This window comes from Bacteroidota bacterium (genome assembly GCA_016718825.1).
Lineage (GTDB): Bacteria > Bacteroidota > Bacteroidia > J057 > JADKCL01 > JADKCL01.
In genome coordinates this window covers 15127-30220 of the sequence record JADKCL010000002.1, presented here as the reverse complement: position 1 = coordinate 30220, position 15094 = coordinate 15127, and the positions used below count along the sequence as shown (strand labels likewise).

15 protein-coding genes are annotated in these 15094 nt (G+C 49.0%); 14 read left to right on the top strand and 1 reads right to left on the bottom strand.

Features of this window, described 5'->3' with window-relative positions:
* Positions 1-330: 330 nt before the first annotated feature.
* The 9 genes from IPN95_02110 (at position 331) to IPN95_02070 (ending at position 8935) form a co-directional block, all read left to right on the top strand.
* Entirely contained in the window at positions 331-1764 is a 1434-nt protein-coding gene (locus IPN95_02110; protein MBK9448213.1) for an MBOAT family protein, read from the top strand.
* The gene (locus tag IPN95_02105; GenBank protein MBK9448212.1) at positions 1764-2684 is read left to right on the top strand and encodes a hypothetical protein; all 921 of its coding nucleotides are present in this window, start codon (positions 1764-1766) and stop codon (positions 2682-2684) included. Before IPN95_02110 ends, IPN95_02105 begins: the two co-directional genes overlap by 1 nt.
* A gap of 37 nt (positions 2685-2721) precedes the next feature.
* Positions 2722-3156 carry a GNAT family N-acetyltransferase gene (locus tag IPN95_02100; GenBank protein MBK9448211.1) on the top strand — a complete coding sequence of 145 codons (435 nt, stop codon included), beginning with the start codon at positions 2722-2724 and terminating at the stop codon, positions 3154-3156.
* A 159-nt stretch (positions 3157-3315) separates the two neighbouring features.
* Positions 3316-4938, top strand: coding sequence for a ComEC/Rec2 family competence protein (locus IPN95_02095; protein ID MBK9448210.1), 1623 nt, complete (start codon positions 3316-3318; stop codon positions 4936-4938).
* Between the two features lie 115 nt (positions 4939-5053).
* On the top strand, positions 5054-5836 hold the full coding sequence (locus IPN95_02090; protein MBK9448209.1) for an enoyl-CoA hydratase/isomerase family protein: 783 nt from the start codon (positions 5054-5056) through the stop codon (positions 5834-5836).
* A 99-nt stretch (positions 5837-5935) separates the two neighbouring features.
* A complete protein-coding gene (locus IPN95_02085) occupies positions 5936-6859 on the top strand; it encodes a histone deacetylase (protein MBK9448208.1) in 924 nt (307 codons plus the stop codon).
* Positions 6831-7499 (top strand): hypothetical protein, encoded by a 669-nt coding sequence (locus IPN95_02080; protein ID MBK9448207.1) that lies wholly within the window; start codon positions 6831-6833, stop codon positions 7497-7499. The genes IPN95_02085 and IPN95_02080 overlap by 29 nt, the downstream gene beginning before the upstream one ends.
* A 124-nt stretch (positions 7500-7623) precedes the next feature.
* Entirely contained in the window at positions 7624-8022 is a 399-nt protein-coding gene (locus IPN95_02075; protein ID MBK9448206.1) for a YraN family protein, read from the top strand.
* A gap of 124 nt (positions 8023-8146) precedes the next feature.
* Positions 8147-8935: an SH3 domain-containing protein gene (locus tag IPN95_02070; GenBank protein ID MBK9448205.1), complete on the top strand. Its 789-nt coding sequence runs from the start codon at positions 8147-8149 to the stop codon at positions 8933-8935.
* A 121-nt stretch (positions 8936-9056) separates the two neighbouring features.
* Here IPN95_02070 and IPN95_02065 read toward each other — a convergent pair whose 3' ends face one another.
* Complete coding sequence (locus IPN95_02065; GenBank protein MBK9448204.1) at positions 9057-9209, bottom strand: hypothetical protein; 153 nt, start codon at positions 9207-9209, stop codon at positions 9057-9059.
* Positions 9210-9263: 54 nt separating this feature from the next.
* On the opposite strand from IPN95_02065, the gene IPN95_02060 reads away from it, so the two are divergent.
* The 5 genes from IPN95_02060 (at position 9264) to IPN95_02040 (ending at position 15030) form a co-directional block, all read left to right on the top strand.
* Entirely contained in the window at positions 9264-9917 is a 654-nt protein-coding gene (locus IPN95_02060) for a hypothetical protein (protein ID MBK9448203.1), read from the top strand.
* 88 nt (positions 9918-10005) lie between these two features.
* A protein-coding gene (prfB, locus tag IPN95_02055; GenBank protein ID MBK9448202.1) for a peptide chain release factor 2 occupies positions 10006-11113 on the top strand; the annotation gives its coding sequence in 2 pieces (ribosomal slippage) (positions 10006-10065 and positions 10067-11113; 1107 coding nt in all).
* A gap of 97 nt (positions 11114-11210) precedes the next feature.
* Positions 11211-11897, top strand: a complete 687-nt coding sequence (locus IPN95_02050) for a hypothetical protein (GenBank protein ID MBK9448201.1) — start codon at positions 11211-11213, stop codon at positions 11895-11897.
* 242 nt (positions 11898-12139) lie between these two features.
* Positions 12140-13447, top strand: coding sequence for a YHYH protein (locus IPN95_02045; protein ID MBK9448200.1), 1308 nt, complete (start codon positions 12140-12142; stop codon positions 13445-13447).
* Positions 13448-13449: 2 nt separating this feature from the next.
* A complete protein-coding gene (locus IPN95_02040) occupies positions 13450-15030 on the top strand; it encodes a T9SS type A sorting domain-containing protein (protein ID MBK9448199.1) in 1581 nt (526 codons plus the stop codon).
* Positions 15031-15094: the final 64 nt, after the last annotated feature.

The following is a 15094-nucleotide window of genomic DNA, read 5'->3' as shown; positions in this document are numbered from 1 at the left end:
ACTTTAGAGGGATTTAAAGAAAAACGGCGCAATTATACAAAAACTTTTTTCTGGCGTGGCAAGGAGATTCTGATACATTGACGCGCACAGCCACGCGATGGCATTCGTTCAAAGCTACGAATGCGAATTCGTTCTTCTACGTCTTGGAGCTCTGAGCTCAAGAAAGAAAGTTACGGCCATTTTCACCGAAACAACTCCAATCGCAACGCAACTTTCAGAGATTATCCAATTTCTTAATTTCAATTTTGTCCTACATATTGCACCCTACTTGGGTAAATACTGAGTCTGAGTAACGGTTTTTTGGGTTGAAACTACCTTGATCAGAATACCTTGATTTTTAACTCGATCGAATTTGTGTTGTTTTTGCCAGCAGTATTCATACTGTACTGGTTTGTACTTCAACGTAGTCTCAAGATTCAGAATTTGTTTCTTTGGGGAGCCGGGTACGTTTTTTATGGATGGTGGGATTGGCGGTTTCTGTTGCTTCTGGCAGCTTCGACCTTCATTGATTACTTTGTTGCCCAACAGATTGGCAAACACGAAGAAGAAGCACCACGGAAGCGGTGGTTGATGGTGTCCTTGGTTGCCCAATTGGGAATGCTGGGTGTTTTTAAGTATTTCGACTTCTTTATCACCTCATGGGTAGATGCCTGGGCCACCGTTGGCGTGACCATGGATGTGCAGACGCTTCAAATCGTCTTGCCGGTCGGGATCAGCTTCTATACCTTTCAAACAATGAGCTATGTGCTTGATGTTTATCGCGGCAAAATGGAACCCTGTCGCGACTTGATATCATTCGGCGCCTTCATTTCCTTCTTTCCACAACTCATGGCCGGCCCGATCGAGCGGGCATCAAGGGTGCTACCTCAGTTCATGAAGCCCCGTGTGTTTGGATATGACCAAGCAATCCAAGGTGTGCGACTCATTATCTGGGGACTCTTCAAGAAGGTAGCCGTTGGAGACAACTGTGGTGTTTTCGTTGACGACGTATTCAGTGCCCCCGACAGTTATTCCAGTTTGACACTCTGTTTGGGCGCCTTGGCCTTTGCATTTCAAATCTATGGAGACTTTTCCGGCTATTCCGACATCGCAATCGGCTCGGCAAAGCTTTTGGGGTTTGAGTTGATGAGCAATTTCAAGGTCCCTTACTTTTCACGCACGATTTCGGAGTTCTGGAAGCGATGGCACATTTCGCTTTCCACATGGTTCCAAGACTATCTTTTCATGCCAATGGCATTGCAGTTCAGGAATTTGCGGAAGTGGGGAGTTGCGATTGCGGTATTTTTGACCTTTCTCACCTCAGGAATCTGGCATGGTGCCAACTGGACCTTTGTGATCTGGGGAGCATATCACGGACTGCTGCTGGTCTTGGAGCAAGGTGTACGCACGATTTTTCCGGGCAGATTGCCCGAAGCTGAGTCCCCATGGCGTTTCCGCCAAATTCCCATGATCTTGGGGACATTTTTCATGGTTTGCCTTGGCTTGGTATTTTTTCGGGCAAATTCTGTCGCTGCAGCCTTCCATTACCTCTCCAATATCGCAAACAATGCGGGTGGATCCAACTATTTCCCGACGACACGTACATTGGGCTACCTTAGTATTTTGTTGGTTTTGGACTGGTGGTACCGCAATGATGAACGATCCCCATTGGCAAGGAATGGCATGCCCAAGTTGGTGAATCAACTTCTTTTGATCATCTTGACCCTGAACGTGATCCGTTGGATGTTTTCCAATGAGGCCTCATTCATATATTTCCAATTTTGATGAAAAAATTCCTTGGTCAAATCGGGTTGGGATTTATAAAGCTTGCAATTGCCTTTGTGGTGCTCGCAATTGGGGCGAGGTTTTTTGAACCGATCAACTGGTTCTTTTTCCAGAAAAACGACCATGATCGTGTCTTCTTCACCCTCATGGAGACCGAAAAGGCGCTTGCCGAAGGCAAGAAGTTTGATGTTTTGATTTTTGGGAGCTCTACTTGCGAAAATGCACTCGACCCAGTTGCCTTTTCAGAACTTACAGGACTTTCTGTGTTCAAGTTTGTGACTGGCGCACAGACGCTTGACATATCCGCAAGGATTGCGACCTACTTGGCCCCCAAATTTGAGCCGAAGTATATCCTTATCGATGGTTACCCGCGTTTAGGAAAAGGTGTCACCGAGGAAGGGATCGAAAGGGCGGTCATCAATGCGCCCGATGCGACGACGGAGTTAACAAGGACAATTTTGTCGGTTGACCCCACCTCGCCTACCACCGATTATCTTTGGGCCGCACGTGCGATCGGAACTGGCATCAAACCGTATGACCAATCCTCGATCAACCCCAAACCGCACGAATTTGTGATGGTCGCCCCCGGATACGCGACCGTAACAGTAGACCCACCGGCATCACCTGGTTCATTTGAGTTTACTCCCTACCCCTACATTGCCACCCAACTGCTCGAAGAACTTTACGATAGCCTCACCAAGGCAGGACACCAAATGATTTTGATCTTGCCGCCGCTTCAAAATGCACTGATAAGGTTTGAATCGGCACCGAAATTTCCAGTGATTACCCCAAATCCGAGGCCGGATACCTGCTTTTTTGACAGGAAGCACCTACGAAAGGTTTGCGCTGGGCCCTACACCCAAGAGCTTGCAGTCCGATTCAACGCCATGCGAAAAGTGCTTCCCAACTTGGACAAATGAGCAGCCGAATGACCACCAAAAGTCTATCTTTGTGAACATGGAACTGGAAAATACCCGAATTGTCCACGCTGAGGAAGATGCCGATTTCGATCAGATTTTTGCCATTCGCGAGGCGGTGTTTGAACGCGAATTGGGATTGGCGGAGGAAAAGCAGATCGACGGCTTTGATCATGTGGCACATCATTATATAATGGTGTACAACGATCGTGCTGTAGGTGTTTCAAGGTGGCGGGTGACTTTGGGTGGAAACATCCGGCTCGATCGACTTGCTGTGCTCAAAGAATACCGCGGCAAAGGCTTTGGCAAGGCGCTCATGCAAAAAATGTTGACGCACATCCCCAAAAACAAAACCACCTACCTGGAATGCCTGGTCGACCAAGCTAGTTTTTTTGAAGACCTCGGATTTCTGGTGGTCGGGGACGAATTCGATTTTCAAGGATTCCCACATTTGCGGATGGAGTTGAAGGCCTGATCCCGTTACCTTGGATGCCTTCTTTTCCAAGTGATAATCATCGAATTTACCGCACAAAGCATCTTTTTGCCTTGATCTTCGCAGAATTTCAGGCTGACCTTCCGTTACCTTTTGGTTGATTTTTCCATTGCGCGCACCTATGCAAGCGCCAAATTTGCAATGCATTCAACCATTAAACGCATGATGATCTACTTTCAAAAGAATCCACTGCTGCTTGTCGCCTTGACCTTTGCTGCGGGAATTGCAATTTCTGCTTTTGTACCCTCGCCAGGATTTTGGGGACTCGCTTTGGCCTTCATTTTTGCAACGGTACTGTTTTTGGGGTCACGAAGGAAACTCTCCCTGAAGGTTCAGAAGGTCTCTCAAATTTCCATCTACACTTGTTTTGTTTTGGCAGGTTGGTGTTTGGGGGAACATGCTGCCGTTGTCCCTGCCATGGACCCTTCCCGATTTATTGGCCAGGAAATCGAAGTAGAAGGTACCGTGGTGGACGATGTCAAGACTACGGCGTTTGGATACAAGACAATTCTGGAAATCACCAACCCCGTCCAAGGGAAAGTGATGCTGTACCTTCCATCCAAGTCAGAGAAGCCTCAGGTGAACGACATTTTGTCTGGAAGGGTCACATTCAATGAACTTTCATCCAAAAACCTCGGATTTGCAAATTGGCTTCATCATCAAGGCATTCATTCGACGGCTAAGGGGCAGGAATTCAAAAAGATAGGCGAAGAAAGAGGTTTTCTTGCCCAATTGCACAACCTGCGAAACAGCCTTTCCAATCAACTTGCATCGACATTTCCGGATGCAAAAACCGCTGGTTTGAGCAATGCGATGCTCCTTGGCGATCGCACGGCCCTGGACGGTGAAATTCGTAAGGATTTCTCCGCTACAGGTTTGAGCCATATTGTCGCGATTTCGGGAATGAACTTTGCGATCATCTATGGTGTTCTCAATTTGCTCCTCTCCCCAATGCTTTATGTGCGACGTGGGCGTCAAATGCGTACCTTCATCGTGGTGCCACTCCTTGCATTTTTTGCGTTGCTCACAGGCGGAAATCCAGCCGTGGTACGTGCTGCGATCATGCTTGGGATGTTGGACATCAGCCAGTCTTTCTGGAGCAAGAACAATTCGCTGAATGCCTTGGCGACTTCTGCCTTGATGTTTCTGGCCTATGATCCACAATCACTGTTTACCCCTGATTTTCAGCTATCTTATGCCGCTGTGCTGGGGATCCTGCTGCTACAAAATCCGATCTTGCACTATCTGCACGTCAGAATTCCAAAATTTCCGAAGCTAATCTCTTCTGCCCTTTCCGTCACGTTGGCGGCGCAATTGGCTACAACGCCCTTTGTAGCCTGGCATTTCCAATCTTTCCCGACCTACTTCCTGCTCGCCAATCTTGTGGTTTTACCCTTGGTAACTCTGGTGGTGCAAATTGGCTTTGCAGGCTTCGTTTTGGCCTGGATACCCGGTATCAGCACTGCTTGGGGTGGAGTCATGGATTTCCTTCTTTGGTCAATCACGAGCCTCGCCGAATTGATGGCGCAGCTTCCCGGCGCAACGATTTCTGCCATTGACAGCAGCCAAGTTGGCATCTGGGTTCTCATTGGGCAATTGGTCGCGGGTTTTGGAATCTTGGAACGGAAGCGCATTCGGAAATACATCAGCGCGCTGAATGGCCAACCTCGGATCGCCACTCCAATCGTCCAGAACTTTCAGCGTCCCGCCGTTGCTGCCGCTGTCGTTGCCGGTTGTTTGCTGGCTGGATTCTTCGCTTTTTGAGAAATTCTTTGTTCCTGCTGTCTTGAAAGCGCTTGGAAATTTGGGATGATGAAGAATTTGAACTGAATCCGCCGCCAAATGGCTCCGTTGCTTAACTTTCGGGAAAATAGTCCCGATGGAAAAGAACGAATATGTACGTTATGAGGTGATCGATCGCGTCGCCTGGATCACGATCGACCGCCCTGACAAGCGCAATGCCTTGAATTTCACGATGGTTTCCGAGCTGCTGGAAGCCTTCAAAACTGCCGAACTCGACGCAGAGGTCAAGGTCTGCGTTCTCCGAGCCAATGGCAAAGCCTTTTGCGCAGGTGCCGACTTGGACTACCTGAAGCGGTTGCAAGCCTACGATTTTGACCAAAACCTGCAAGATTCCAGCCATTTGAAAAGCCTCTTCGAATGGATCTACAAAATGGGCAAACCCGTGATCGCCATGATTCAAGGTCATGCCATTGCGGGCGGTGCCGGCCTTGCTACGGTCTGTGACTTCGCATTTTCCGTCCCGGAGGCTCAGTTTGGGTACACGGAAGTCCGCATCGGCTTCATTCCAGCGATTGTGATGGTGTTTTTGATCCGGAAGATCGGTGAAACCCGCGCCAAAGAACTGCTGTTGAGCGGCGACATCGTCGATGCTGCAACCGCCGAAAAGTACAACATGATCAACAAAGTTGTCCCCGCTGCCGAAATCGAAGCCCATGTCACCGCATTCGCAGCCCGCCTGTGTAGCCAAAACAGCGGTCAATCCATGGCCATCACCAAGAAAATGATCGGCGACGTCCAACATTTCCCAATTTCCGAGGCCCTCACCTTCGCCGCACGTATGAATGCCCGCGCCCGCGGCAGTGAAGATTGCAAAAGAGGCATTGCGGCGTTCTTAAACAAAGAAGATATTACGTGGTGATGCTCATCCCTGCTGAAGCTGCGTCAGAATCATGAAATTTCCTGCACCGAAGGTTCAATCGCGTCGTTGTAACCAATTCTGGAATTGGGATTATAGAAAATGATCAGACTCAGCTACTCTGAACGCCATCCGATTCCACTGCCGGCGGGACACAAGTTCCCGATCGAGAAGTACAAGTTGGTGCGGGAGCAGCTGGAATATCAGGGCCTGATCAAGCGGGAACAACTGTTTGCCCCTTCGTTCATTGATGATGATGTGATTTGTCTCACGCATGACCCGCAGTGGTGGGCGCGCGCCAAGGCGCATGCACTCGATGACCGCGAGTATCGCCGGATAGGATTCCCTAAATGCGAGGAACTCGTTTCCAGGAGCATATCCTCGGCATCAGGGACCTTGCAATGTGCCCTCAATGCTTTGGAGGATGGCGCTGGCATGAATCTTGCAGGTGGTACCCATCATGCGTTCTTTGACCGTGGAGAAGGTTTTTGCCTCCTGAACGACATTGCTATTGCCGCAAATTACCTTTTGGATCGCGGTTTGGTCCAGCGGATTTTGGTCGTCGATCTCGATGTCCATCAAGGCAACGGAACGGCTAGCCTTTTCGAGAATGATCCAAGGGTGTTCACGTTTTCGGTGCATTGTCGCGACAATTATCCGCTCCACAAGGAAAAAAGCGATCTGGACATCGAATTGCCGGCATTTACCGGGGATGAAGTTTACCTGACGACGCTGCAGGAACATATTCCGCGGTTGATAGAAGAATTCCAACCTGACATCGTTTTCTACCAAAGCGGGGTCGATGTTTTGGCAACGGATCGGCTCGGTAAACTCGGCCTTTCAAAAGAAGGTTGCCGCGAACGGGACCTTTTGGTAATTTCGCAGGCCCATAGACTGAAAATACCTTTGGTGGTCGTAATGGGCGGCGGGTATTCGGAGACTTACACATCGATCGTCAATGCACATTGTGTGACGTATCAACTAGTATTGGAACTTTATGAAAAATCTGGCTTCTATTTTCGGTAAATCCTTGGCAGTCTTGGCATTGTTTGCTTTGACTTACACCTTTGCGAAGGCTCAAGGAAGCTTTGAAGGATCCGTTTCCTACGCAATCCGGGTTACGGGCAAGGATGCGCAGGCATTCCTGGAGAACGAACCTCCAAAGAAAATGGACCTTCACGTGAAGGAAGGAAACTTCATCATCAGCCTGTCAGGTGGTAGAATTGGCCGCACGATGCTTTTCATCGCCGACAGCAACGAAACCTATATCATAGATGCCGCCAACCGCCGTGCATTCAAGGAAACTTACTACTTGGATACCGTCAAAACGGTGCCAACCGCGGTTCCGACAGGCAAAATCGTTGAGATTAAGGGCATTCCTTGCAAAGAATACGTGGTCGACAAACCCAAACTTCAGGAGAAGATCTATTACTATGTCAATGATCAGTACCGCGTCGACATGGCACTCTACGCTGGAAAAACGGAGGCAAAAACCGACTTTCTCACCAACGGTCTCGAAGGAAGGATTCCGCTCCGAAAGGTCATGAAAACGGCCTACCTCACCACGGAATTGGACCTGATGAGCGTCAAAAAGACCACCCATGCCCCCGAAAACTTCCAAATTCCAGCAGGATTCAAAATCAAAAAGAGAGACCCGAGGAAGTGAAAAGTGAAAAGTGAAAAGTTGGGGAAACCTTCATTCACAGTTGGTCGTTTTCTATTTTCATTGAAGCATTCTCAATTTTCAATTCATCATTCTCCATTTTCAATTCTCAATTCTCCATTAAATCATGGCACAGCACAACGAGGTTGGCAAATTGGGCGAGGACTTGGCCTGTAAATGGCTGGAATCTCAAGGATTCCGCGTTTTTGACCGCAACTACAAGGCCGAACGTGCCGAGGTTGATATCGTAGCCTATTGGGAAAATCCTTCCAATCCCGCGGCAACTGCCGAATTGCATTTCGTGGAAGTGAAAACACTGAGCACTTCCAGGTTTACGAATCCGGAGAATGCAGTGGACTCGGCCAAGTTGCGCAACATGGCCAAAGTCGCCCAATTCTACTGCTGGGAAAGGCAGTTGCATAACATTCCTGCTGTTTTTGACGTGATTTCGGTCGTGTTGGAAGATCCATCCAATCCGGAAATCACCCATTTCGAGGATGCTTGGCGGCCGGAGACCAAGTATTGATCGCTTAGAATCGCACTCCCAATACAGCCACTTTGAATTCCGATGATTCGTAAAAGGATCGAAGATATCCGTTCCATGTTTGGATAAAAAAGCGACATTCGCATTTTGAAACGGTTTCAATTCTATGAACACAAGACTTATTCTACTGGCCTTGATCGCATTGATCATGGTCGCCTGTAGCAATCCAGCTGAAAAAGACGGCGGTGGCGCGAAACCTTCATCCGTGGATTCGACGGCAGCTTCTTCTACCGATAAACAAGAAGCAACCTCTCAGGAACGCTACAAAACGGGTGACGACCTTTTTGTCTTTGCGAAATCGGGTCTCACGTTGCGTAAAACGCCGGACAAAGAGGGCGAAAAGGTCTCTACCCTACCCTTCGGTTCCAAAGTCAATGTGGTCGATGCAGACTTGGAATCCGATCCCTACACCACCAAGGAACCCTGTGGTCTCGAGATGACCGGACATTGGGTTAGGGTCAAATCCGGCCAAAAAGAAGGCTTTTTGTTTGATGGCTACTTGCTCACCTTGGATCCTGATGCGATTTTGGACCCCGAAGCCTATTGGACAACAGTTTCGAAAGTCAAAAGTACCAGCGACAAAGGTCCTCACGCCGATGTTGAATACTACGAATACAAAAGCACCGTTTGGGAAAATGGGGTAACCTTCACCGACCAAGGATATGTCGGAGGCAATTCGGCTACGCTGACCCTCCCGAAAAGCTTGGTTTCCTTTCAGGAAGCCTACCTGCTCGCGATGGCGACCTTGCAAAATGACCCTGCCAATCCGATGACTTGCAACTGCGACGTCGACAAGGAGGACCTGGACTGCAGCTCCAAAGACGAAATGCAAGGAACGAGCTTGCGTGTCGACAAGAACGGCGATTACGAAATCATGGATTCGGTGGCGGACTGATTCGCTTTTGCAGAACAGCAGCGGCCACGCGCAATTCAGGCCTGTTTTTATTCGATTGATTCAAGACCGATCATGGTTTCGAAGTGATTGCCCTAGTTTTGCAGCATGGAAAACCTAAATTTCATGCCATTGAGTGTGATGCAAGCGCGATTGTCTGCGCTGAGGAGGTGCCTTTGACATCGTTCAAAGGCGCATCACCGTTTCCGATTTGCAAAAACGCCTCCAAAAACCTGAATTCTGGAATGATGATTCCGAATTGAGGGACATCTTTCATACCCTCAAGACCCACGAATACTGAATAGGTCGCTACGATGCTGCTTCTCGGGCAGTGCAGGAGGCGTTTGAGTGGGCAAAATTTGCAGAAGAAGACCCATCGGCCGAAGCCATTGCTGAAGATTTGCGTGAGAAAGCCGCCACATTGCTGCGTGATTTGAAAGCCATCGTTCCTTGCGCTACTCCCTTTGGAGAGCGGGACTGTGTCATCGAAATGCGTTCAAATAAAGCACAAATTACTGGCTATCAAGCTTCAGTATTCGAAAAATTAGCTAATGGCCATGGGCTTGAAGTGAATTTCCTTGCTAATGAGGAACACTTGTGTATCCTGGAAGTCAAAGGTTGGCTTGCCATGGGGCACTTTGCCCATTTGAACGGTAAAATGAATTTTGTTCCGCCCAAAGCTTGGTTCAATGCGAGCCATCTTATTGGCGAGATTTCACTCACTGTCTATCCGCTGTGGAAGAAAAGAGATTTGGATTTTGATTCGCTCGACGACCTCCAATGGGACAAATATCGGAACCATGGCCATTGTTGCTTCTGTTCCAGCGGCAATAAAAACGGTGTCCGCGTTTTGCATGAGACATCCGGGATCCAAATCGAACTATATGGGCTCGAAAAGGAGTATTTGTTACGGCAAAAAGCATTGCAATTGCTGAAAAGTCAGTTGCGTTACCGACGGTTTCTAGAGGCAAACAATGCCCACTAACCGAGAATCCGTTCGATTCCGTAAAAACTAATGCTTTTACGCACTACATTTGCACTTCAAAATTTGAACTTTTTACACGTTATCAGCAATGACTGCAGAACAATTAAAAGATTTAAGCGCAAGAAAGGAAGCGCTGAGGGGGTACCTTTGACGTCGACCATAAACTTTCTCTGATTGGCGACATGGAAAATCAGGCAGTTTCTGCCGGATTTTGGGACAACCCGGCGGCGGCCGAACGCATTCTCAAGGAAACGAAAACCCTGAAAATCTGGACCGACGGATTCAAAAACGCCGAGACCAAGATTGAGGATTTCGAGGTCATGTTCGAATTCTGGAAGGCTGGCGATGCTTCTGAAGAAGATGCAAAGGAGGCCTACAACGCTGCTGTGGAGGCCGTTGAGGATCTTGAATTCAAGAACATGCTTTCCGGACCGCAAGACAATATGGATTGCGTGATGGAAATCAACTCAGGTGCCGGCGGCACCGAGAGCGACGATTGGGCGAGCATGCTCTTCCGAATGTACCTGCGCTACGCAGACCGCATGGGCTATAAGACCACCATCGTGGACGAAAAAGACGGCGACGTGGCAGGCATCAGCAGCGCGACGATCGAAATTTCGGGACCATTTGCCTACGGCCACCTCAAAAGTGAGAATGGCGTGCACCGTTTGGTGCGCATCTCCCCTTTTGACAGCAACGCACGCCGGCATACGTCCTTCGTTTCGGTGTATGTCTATCCGCAAATCGACGACACGATCAAAATCGAGGTCAATCCGGCCGACATCCGTTGGGACACCTACCGCGCAGGTGGCAAGGGTGGACAGAACGTGAACAAGGTCGAAACGGCAGTACGTTTGCACCACGGCCCTTCGGGGATCATCGTCGAATGTCAGCAAGAGCGTAGTCAGAACCAAAACAAGGAAAAGGCCATTCAATTGCTGAAAAGCCGCCTTTACCAAGTTGAAGTCGAGAAACAAAATGCGGTTCGCGATGCGATCGAAGGCACAAAACTTCGTGTAGAGTGGGGTTCGCAGATTCGCAACTACGTCATGCAGCCCTACAAGCTCGTCAAGGATGTGCGTACAGGTGCGGAAACGAGCAACACGCAGGCGGTCATGGACGGCGACATCGACATGTTTGTGCGCGCTTATCTCATGGAATACAGCGCTTTGAGCAAAGGCAACGTTCAGAAGTAATTCTGTTTTTACATTAGGAAAGGGTGCAAAGTCCACGGATTTTTGCACCCTTTTTCGATTGTAAAATGCGGAATTTCATCGCTTTAATCTCTCAAAAATGCATTCTAAGTTCCCGATCATCCTGCTCTTGTTCGTCGCATTCCTTGGTTCTTATCAAAGTTACGGGCAATTGACGGTGACCGAAAAAATCGGCTGTACCCCTTGCGAAGACTACTACGGCATGGGTGGAGGGCCACCGGCAGCTCAAACGTTGGTGATTGCCGATACCATTCCCGGCAGGTTTTTGCTCATCCACATTGAAGATCCAGACACGAATACATGGTTCATCGAAGGGGATTTTTACATTGATGTCAACAACTACGCGACCGTTCAATCGGGCGATACTGCGGTGTTTCAATTTTCCCAGAATGGGACTTACACCATCTATTTTCAAGGAATTTATGGTATCGGTGGGATTCAATGCTACCACTATGGCAGTGTAACCATTGAAGTCACCGGATTTCCAATGACTGCAGCCCCTGAAGCCATCTTACCAAACGATTCACCGACTATTCAAGCATTTCCAAATCCGACTTCCGGGATTTTCCATGTCGAATGGGATGATCCCTCTGCCAAGAAATTTACCGGCACGTTGTATGGTAACCATGGTCAAGTGATTCGCCGAACAATTCCTTTCACCTATGGAAAAATGGACGTCGATCTCACTTCTTTGGCTACAGGGATTTACCGCCTCACTTTCGATGGACCGACCAAGTTGGAGCCTTTGACGATTATCAAGTATTGAAAGGTTGGATTGCCGGCTTTTCGCTTCCATGCTTTCCAAATCAATCCTGCAGAGGGTCCATTTCAGGACGGAGAATTTTTCATTTCTGAGCGCAAGTCTGTGGAAAAAACAGCATCCAAGATGGTATTGAGCGTTTACAAAGTGTAAACAAGCCACGAAAATGTGGCCTTGGGATAACGTTGAATGCGTTCCGAGGATATCTTTGGTACTCTTCCTGAAACTTGTCATCCAACACAATTACAATGAAAAAGATCCGTTTTCTCCTTCTTCTCTGTTCTGCTTTCGGTATTGTCAAAGCACAAACACCCATTCTGGATTCATGGATCCGCAACACCACCGGCCTCACTGCGAGCTATTGGGAAAATGCCAATGGCAACCCGACGTCCCCGAATTTTGTATTCCATACCACGACTGACAGCGCCAACGTGCTTTCGGTGTGTTACAACAATTCGTGGGTTTATGTGCGTTCCGAAGGAATGACCACCGACATGGGCCAATTTTTGAATCCAGGTTCACCGACATCGCAGGGCTATGTTTTCAGCTTCCCAAAAACGTCTTCCGCCGCCACATCTCCCGTGACTGTGCCGACGACTTTCACCGTTGGTGTACTCATCAATGGCATTCCAGCGTTTGGAAACGGCGATGCGACCTCCTGGAGTGGACAGTCGCAAACCAACACGAATCAAGGTCAACAAGTCTGGAACGTCGATGCATGGTACGGCGAGGGCTTTGTTTTGGACACCGCTTTTGCCGCACATCCGCAACAGGATGGGGCTTATCACAGCCACGCGACACCGCATCGCCTCTACGATTTTCCAAGTACGAGCCACTCCCCGATCGTCGGATTTGCATTTGACGGTTACCCCATTTACGGCCCCTATGGCTATACAAATCCCAACAGTGCAAGCGGTGGCGTTTCTCGCATGGAAAGTAGCTACCAGCTTCGGAGCATGACCACGCGCCAAACTTTGCCTGACGGCACAGTCTTGCAGCCGCAGGAATATGGTCCGACGGTAAGCAATACGCATCCGCTTGGCGAATACATCGAAGACTACGAATACATTTCCAACCTCGGAGATTTGGACGCCAACAATGGCCGCACTTGTATCACGCCAGAATATCCAGGTGGCACCTATGCCTACTTTGTGACCACCGATGCCAATGGCGACCCCGCATTCCCCTATTACCTTGGTGCAGAGTACTATGGAACACTCGACGAAGACAACCTTGATCCACAGGCAACGATTTCCATTCCCGGCGGCGTAAATTGTCTCACCGGTGCAACTTCTATTGTTCAAGCGCATCCAAGTGAAGCGACCATGTCGGTCGCACCAAGTATCGTAGATCAAAGATTTACATTGACTTGGCAAAAGGCCAAGATTGACCGAATCCTCGTTTTGGATGCAATGGGAAGCATTCTTGTCGACCTGCAAAAACCTCAAGGTGACCATGTGGAAATCGAGACGGCCGACTGGGCTGCGGGTGTTTACCATTGCCAATTGGTTACCGCCGAGGCAAATCATGGTTTAAAAATCGTAGTACAGCACTGAGGATGAGCAGTCTGCGAATCTTATTCCTATTCGTCGGCTTATTGGCTTGCCTATACCTCCCTACTGTGGGTCAGGGGACAGGAAGTCGTGACACAGGCTTTGGCTTGAAGGGCGAAGTCAGGTTCGATTTCGCTCCGGACGAAACGTGCGCGCGGCTGCTCACCGATGCAATGGGTAATTTCTATTTTGTTGGGAATACTACCCGCTACGATTCGGTAGCAGACCTAAATTTTCTCATTGGGAAATGCACCTCAGAAGGAAAGTTGGATTCCACCTTTGGAGCGAACGGGATTCTGACGGGTGACTTCGGAACTTTTGGCAATTCTCGGATATTGGATGCTGACCTTCAGGGAAATGCACTTTTTGTCATTGGTGAGGCGAACGATCTCGCCAGCGTCGATACCCAGCAAGTTTTCATCGGCAAACTTGATTTGGATGGGCATTGGGATGCGGGATTTGGCAATGATGGGATCTTTACCAGAAAATTTGTCGGCGAATGGGCATCCGCGGGTGCAATCAGGGTCCTCGACGATGGAAGGATCGCCTTTTGTGGCATGACCACAGACACCAATGCCTGGCATATCGAACTGCCGATGGCGGGGAGGTTGCTACCCAATGGCGTTCCTGATAGCAGCTTCGGAAATACGGGCTGTATTACGTGGAGCCTCGCGCATGGACTCTCCCATGCGCGAGGGCCGCATAGCGATGGTGGAAGGTTTGAGACACTGCTTCCCGTTGGAAAAGGGATGTTGCTTGGAGGCGTTTTTTATACCAGCAGTTACGGAAGGGCCATGTTCATGATGGTGGACGAAAATGGCAATTTAGACGATGGATTTGGCGAAAATGGGCTGCTTTTTCCAGACATCAGTCCTGGATTTACCTGCACCGTCACACATTCTGTCAAAAGAGGCCCCAAGATTTTTCTCGGTGCCAAATTGGATGTTTACCAAGGTGGCGAGGACTTTGCCCTGCTTACCTTAGACAGCACCGGATCCTTTTTGGACTATGATCCCGTGGATTTTGACAGCAACGAAGACCGCCTTCAAGACATGCTGATCGACCACAATGACCGAATCCTAACCTGTGGGCTTTCCAAATCACCTGATAACCAAAGCCCTGGCTATGAAAGCGATGCCTTCGCCGTAGCTGCGTTGGAGGATAGCAGGACATTGGCCTCAGAATTTGCCGAGAACGGTAAATCGATGACAATCATCCAAAATGGCATGGAATCTGGCGCGACCGCGATGTCTGAATCGCCTGATGGGAAACTCGTTGTCGCGGGTTACACCGCTTCATCTGGTCCAGGAAATTATACGGATTTGGTAATCATTCGTCTTTTATTGGACAGCATGAGCCAATCCCCTTCCCTTCCCAATGCTGGATTTGCAGTTTTTCCTAATCCCGTACACGATCGACTTTGGCTAAACGCTGATGCTGCCGAAACCTGCTCCATTTGGGATAGCCAAGGAAAATTGGTGCTTGGGAACGTGGCTTCTGAAGCTGGAATCGATGTCTCCATGCTCACTAGGGGTGTTTATTTGATTGAGGCGAATGGATTTTGCAGGCGGTTTTTGAAGGAATGATTTCTATTCAAAGATTCGGAAATCAGATACGCTTTGGATCACTTGCAGTTGCATTGGTCGGCCA

Excerpts from the sequence above, each read along its gene's own strand:
- IPN95_02105 (MBK9448212.1), top strand. The coding sequence starts at position 1,764 with ATGAAAAAATTCCTTGGTCAAATCGGGTTGGGATTTATAAAGCTTGCA.
- IPN95_02100 (MBK9448211.1), top strand. The coding sequence starts at position 2,722 with ATGGAACTGGAAAATACCCGAATTGTCCACGCTGAGGAAGATGCCGAT.
- IPN95_02095 (MBK9448210.1), top strand. The coding sequence starts at position 3,316 with ATGCATTCAACCATTAAACGCATGATGATCTACTTTCAAAAGAATCCA.
- IPN95_02090 (MBK9448209.1), top strand. The coding sequence starts at position 5,054 with ATGGAAAAGAACGAATATGTACGTTATGAGGTGATCGATCGCGTCGCC.
- IPN95_02085 (MBK9448208.1), top strand. The coding sequence starts at position 5,936 with ATGATCAGACTCAGCTACTCTGAACGCCATCCGATTCCACTGCCGGCG.
- IPN95_02080 (MBK9448207.1), top strand. The coding sequence starts at position 6,831 with ATGAAAAATCTGGCTTCTATTTTCGGTAAATCCTTGGCAGTCTTGGCA.
- IPN95_02075 (MBK9448206.1), top strand. The coding sequence starts at position 7,624 with ATGGCACAGCACAACGAGGTTGGCAAATTGGGCGAGGACTTGGCCTGT.
- IPN95_02070 (MBK9448205.1), top strand. The coding sequence starts at position 8,147 with ATGAACACAAGACTTATTCTACTGGCCTTGATCGCATTGATCATGGTC.
- IPN95_02065 (MBK9448204.1), bottom strand. The coding sequence starts at position 9,209 with ATGAAAGATGTCCCTCAATTCGGAATCATCATTCCAGAATTCAGGTTT.
- IPN95_02050 (MBK9448201.1), top strand. The coding sequence starts at position 11,211 with ATGCATTCTAAGTTCCCGATCATCCTGCTCTTGTTCGTCGCATTCCTT.
- IPN95_02045 (MBK9448200.1), top strand. The coding sequence starts at position 12,140 with ATGAAAAAGATCCGTTTTCTCCTTCTTCTCTGTTCTGCTTTCGGTATT.
- IPN95_02040 (MBK9448199.1), top strand. The coding sequence starts at position 13,450 with ATGAGCAGTCTGCGAATCTTATTCCTATTCGTCGGCTTATTGGCTTGC.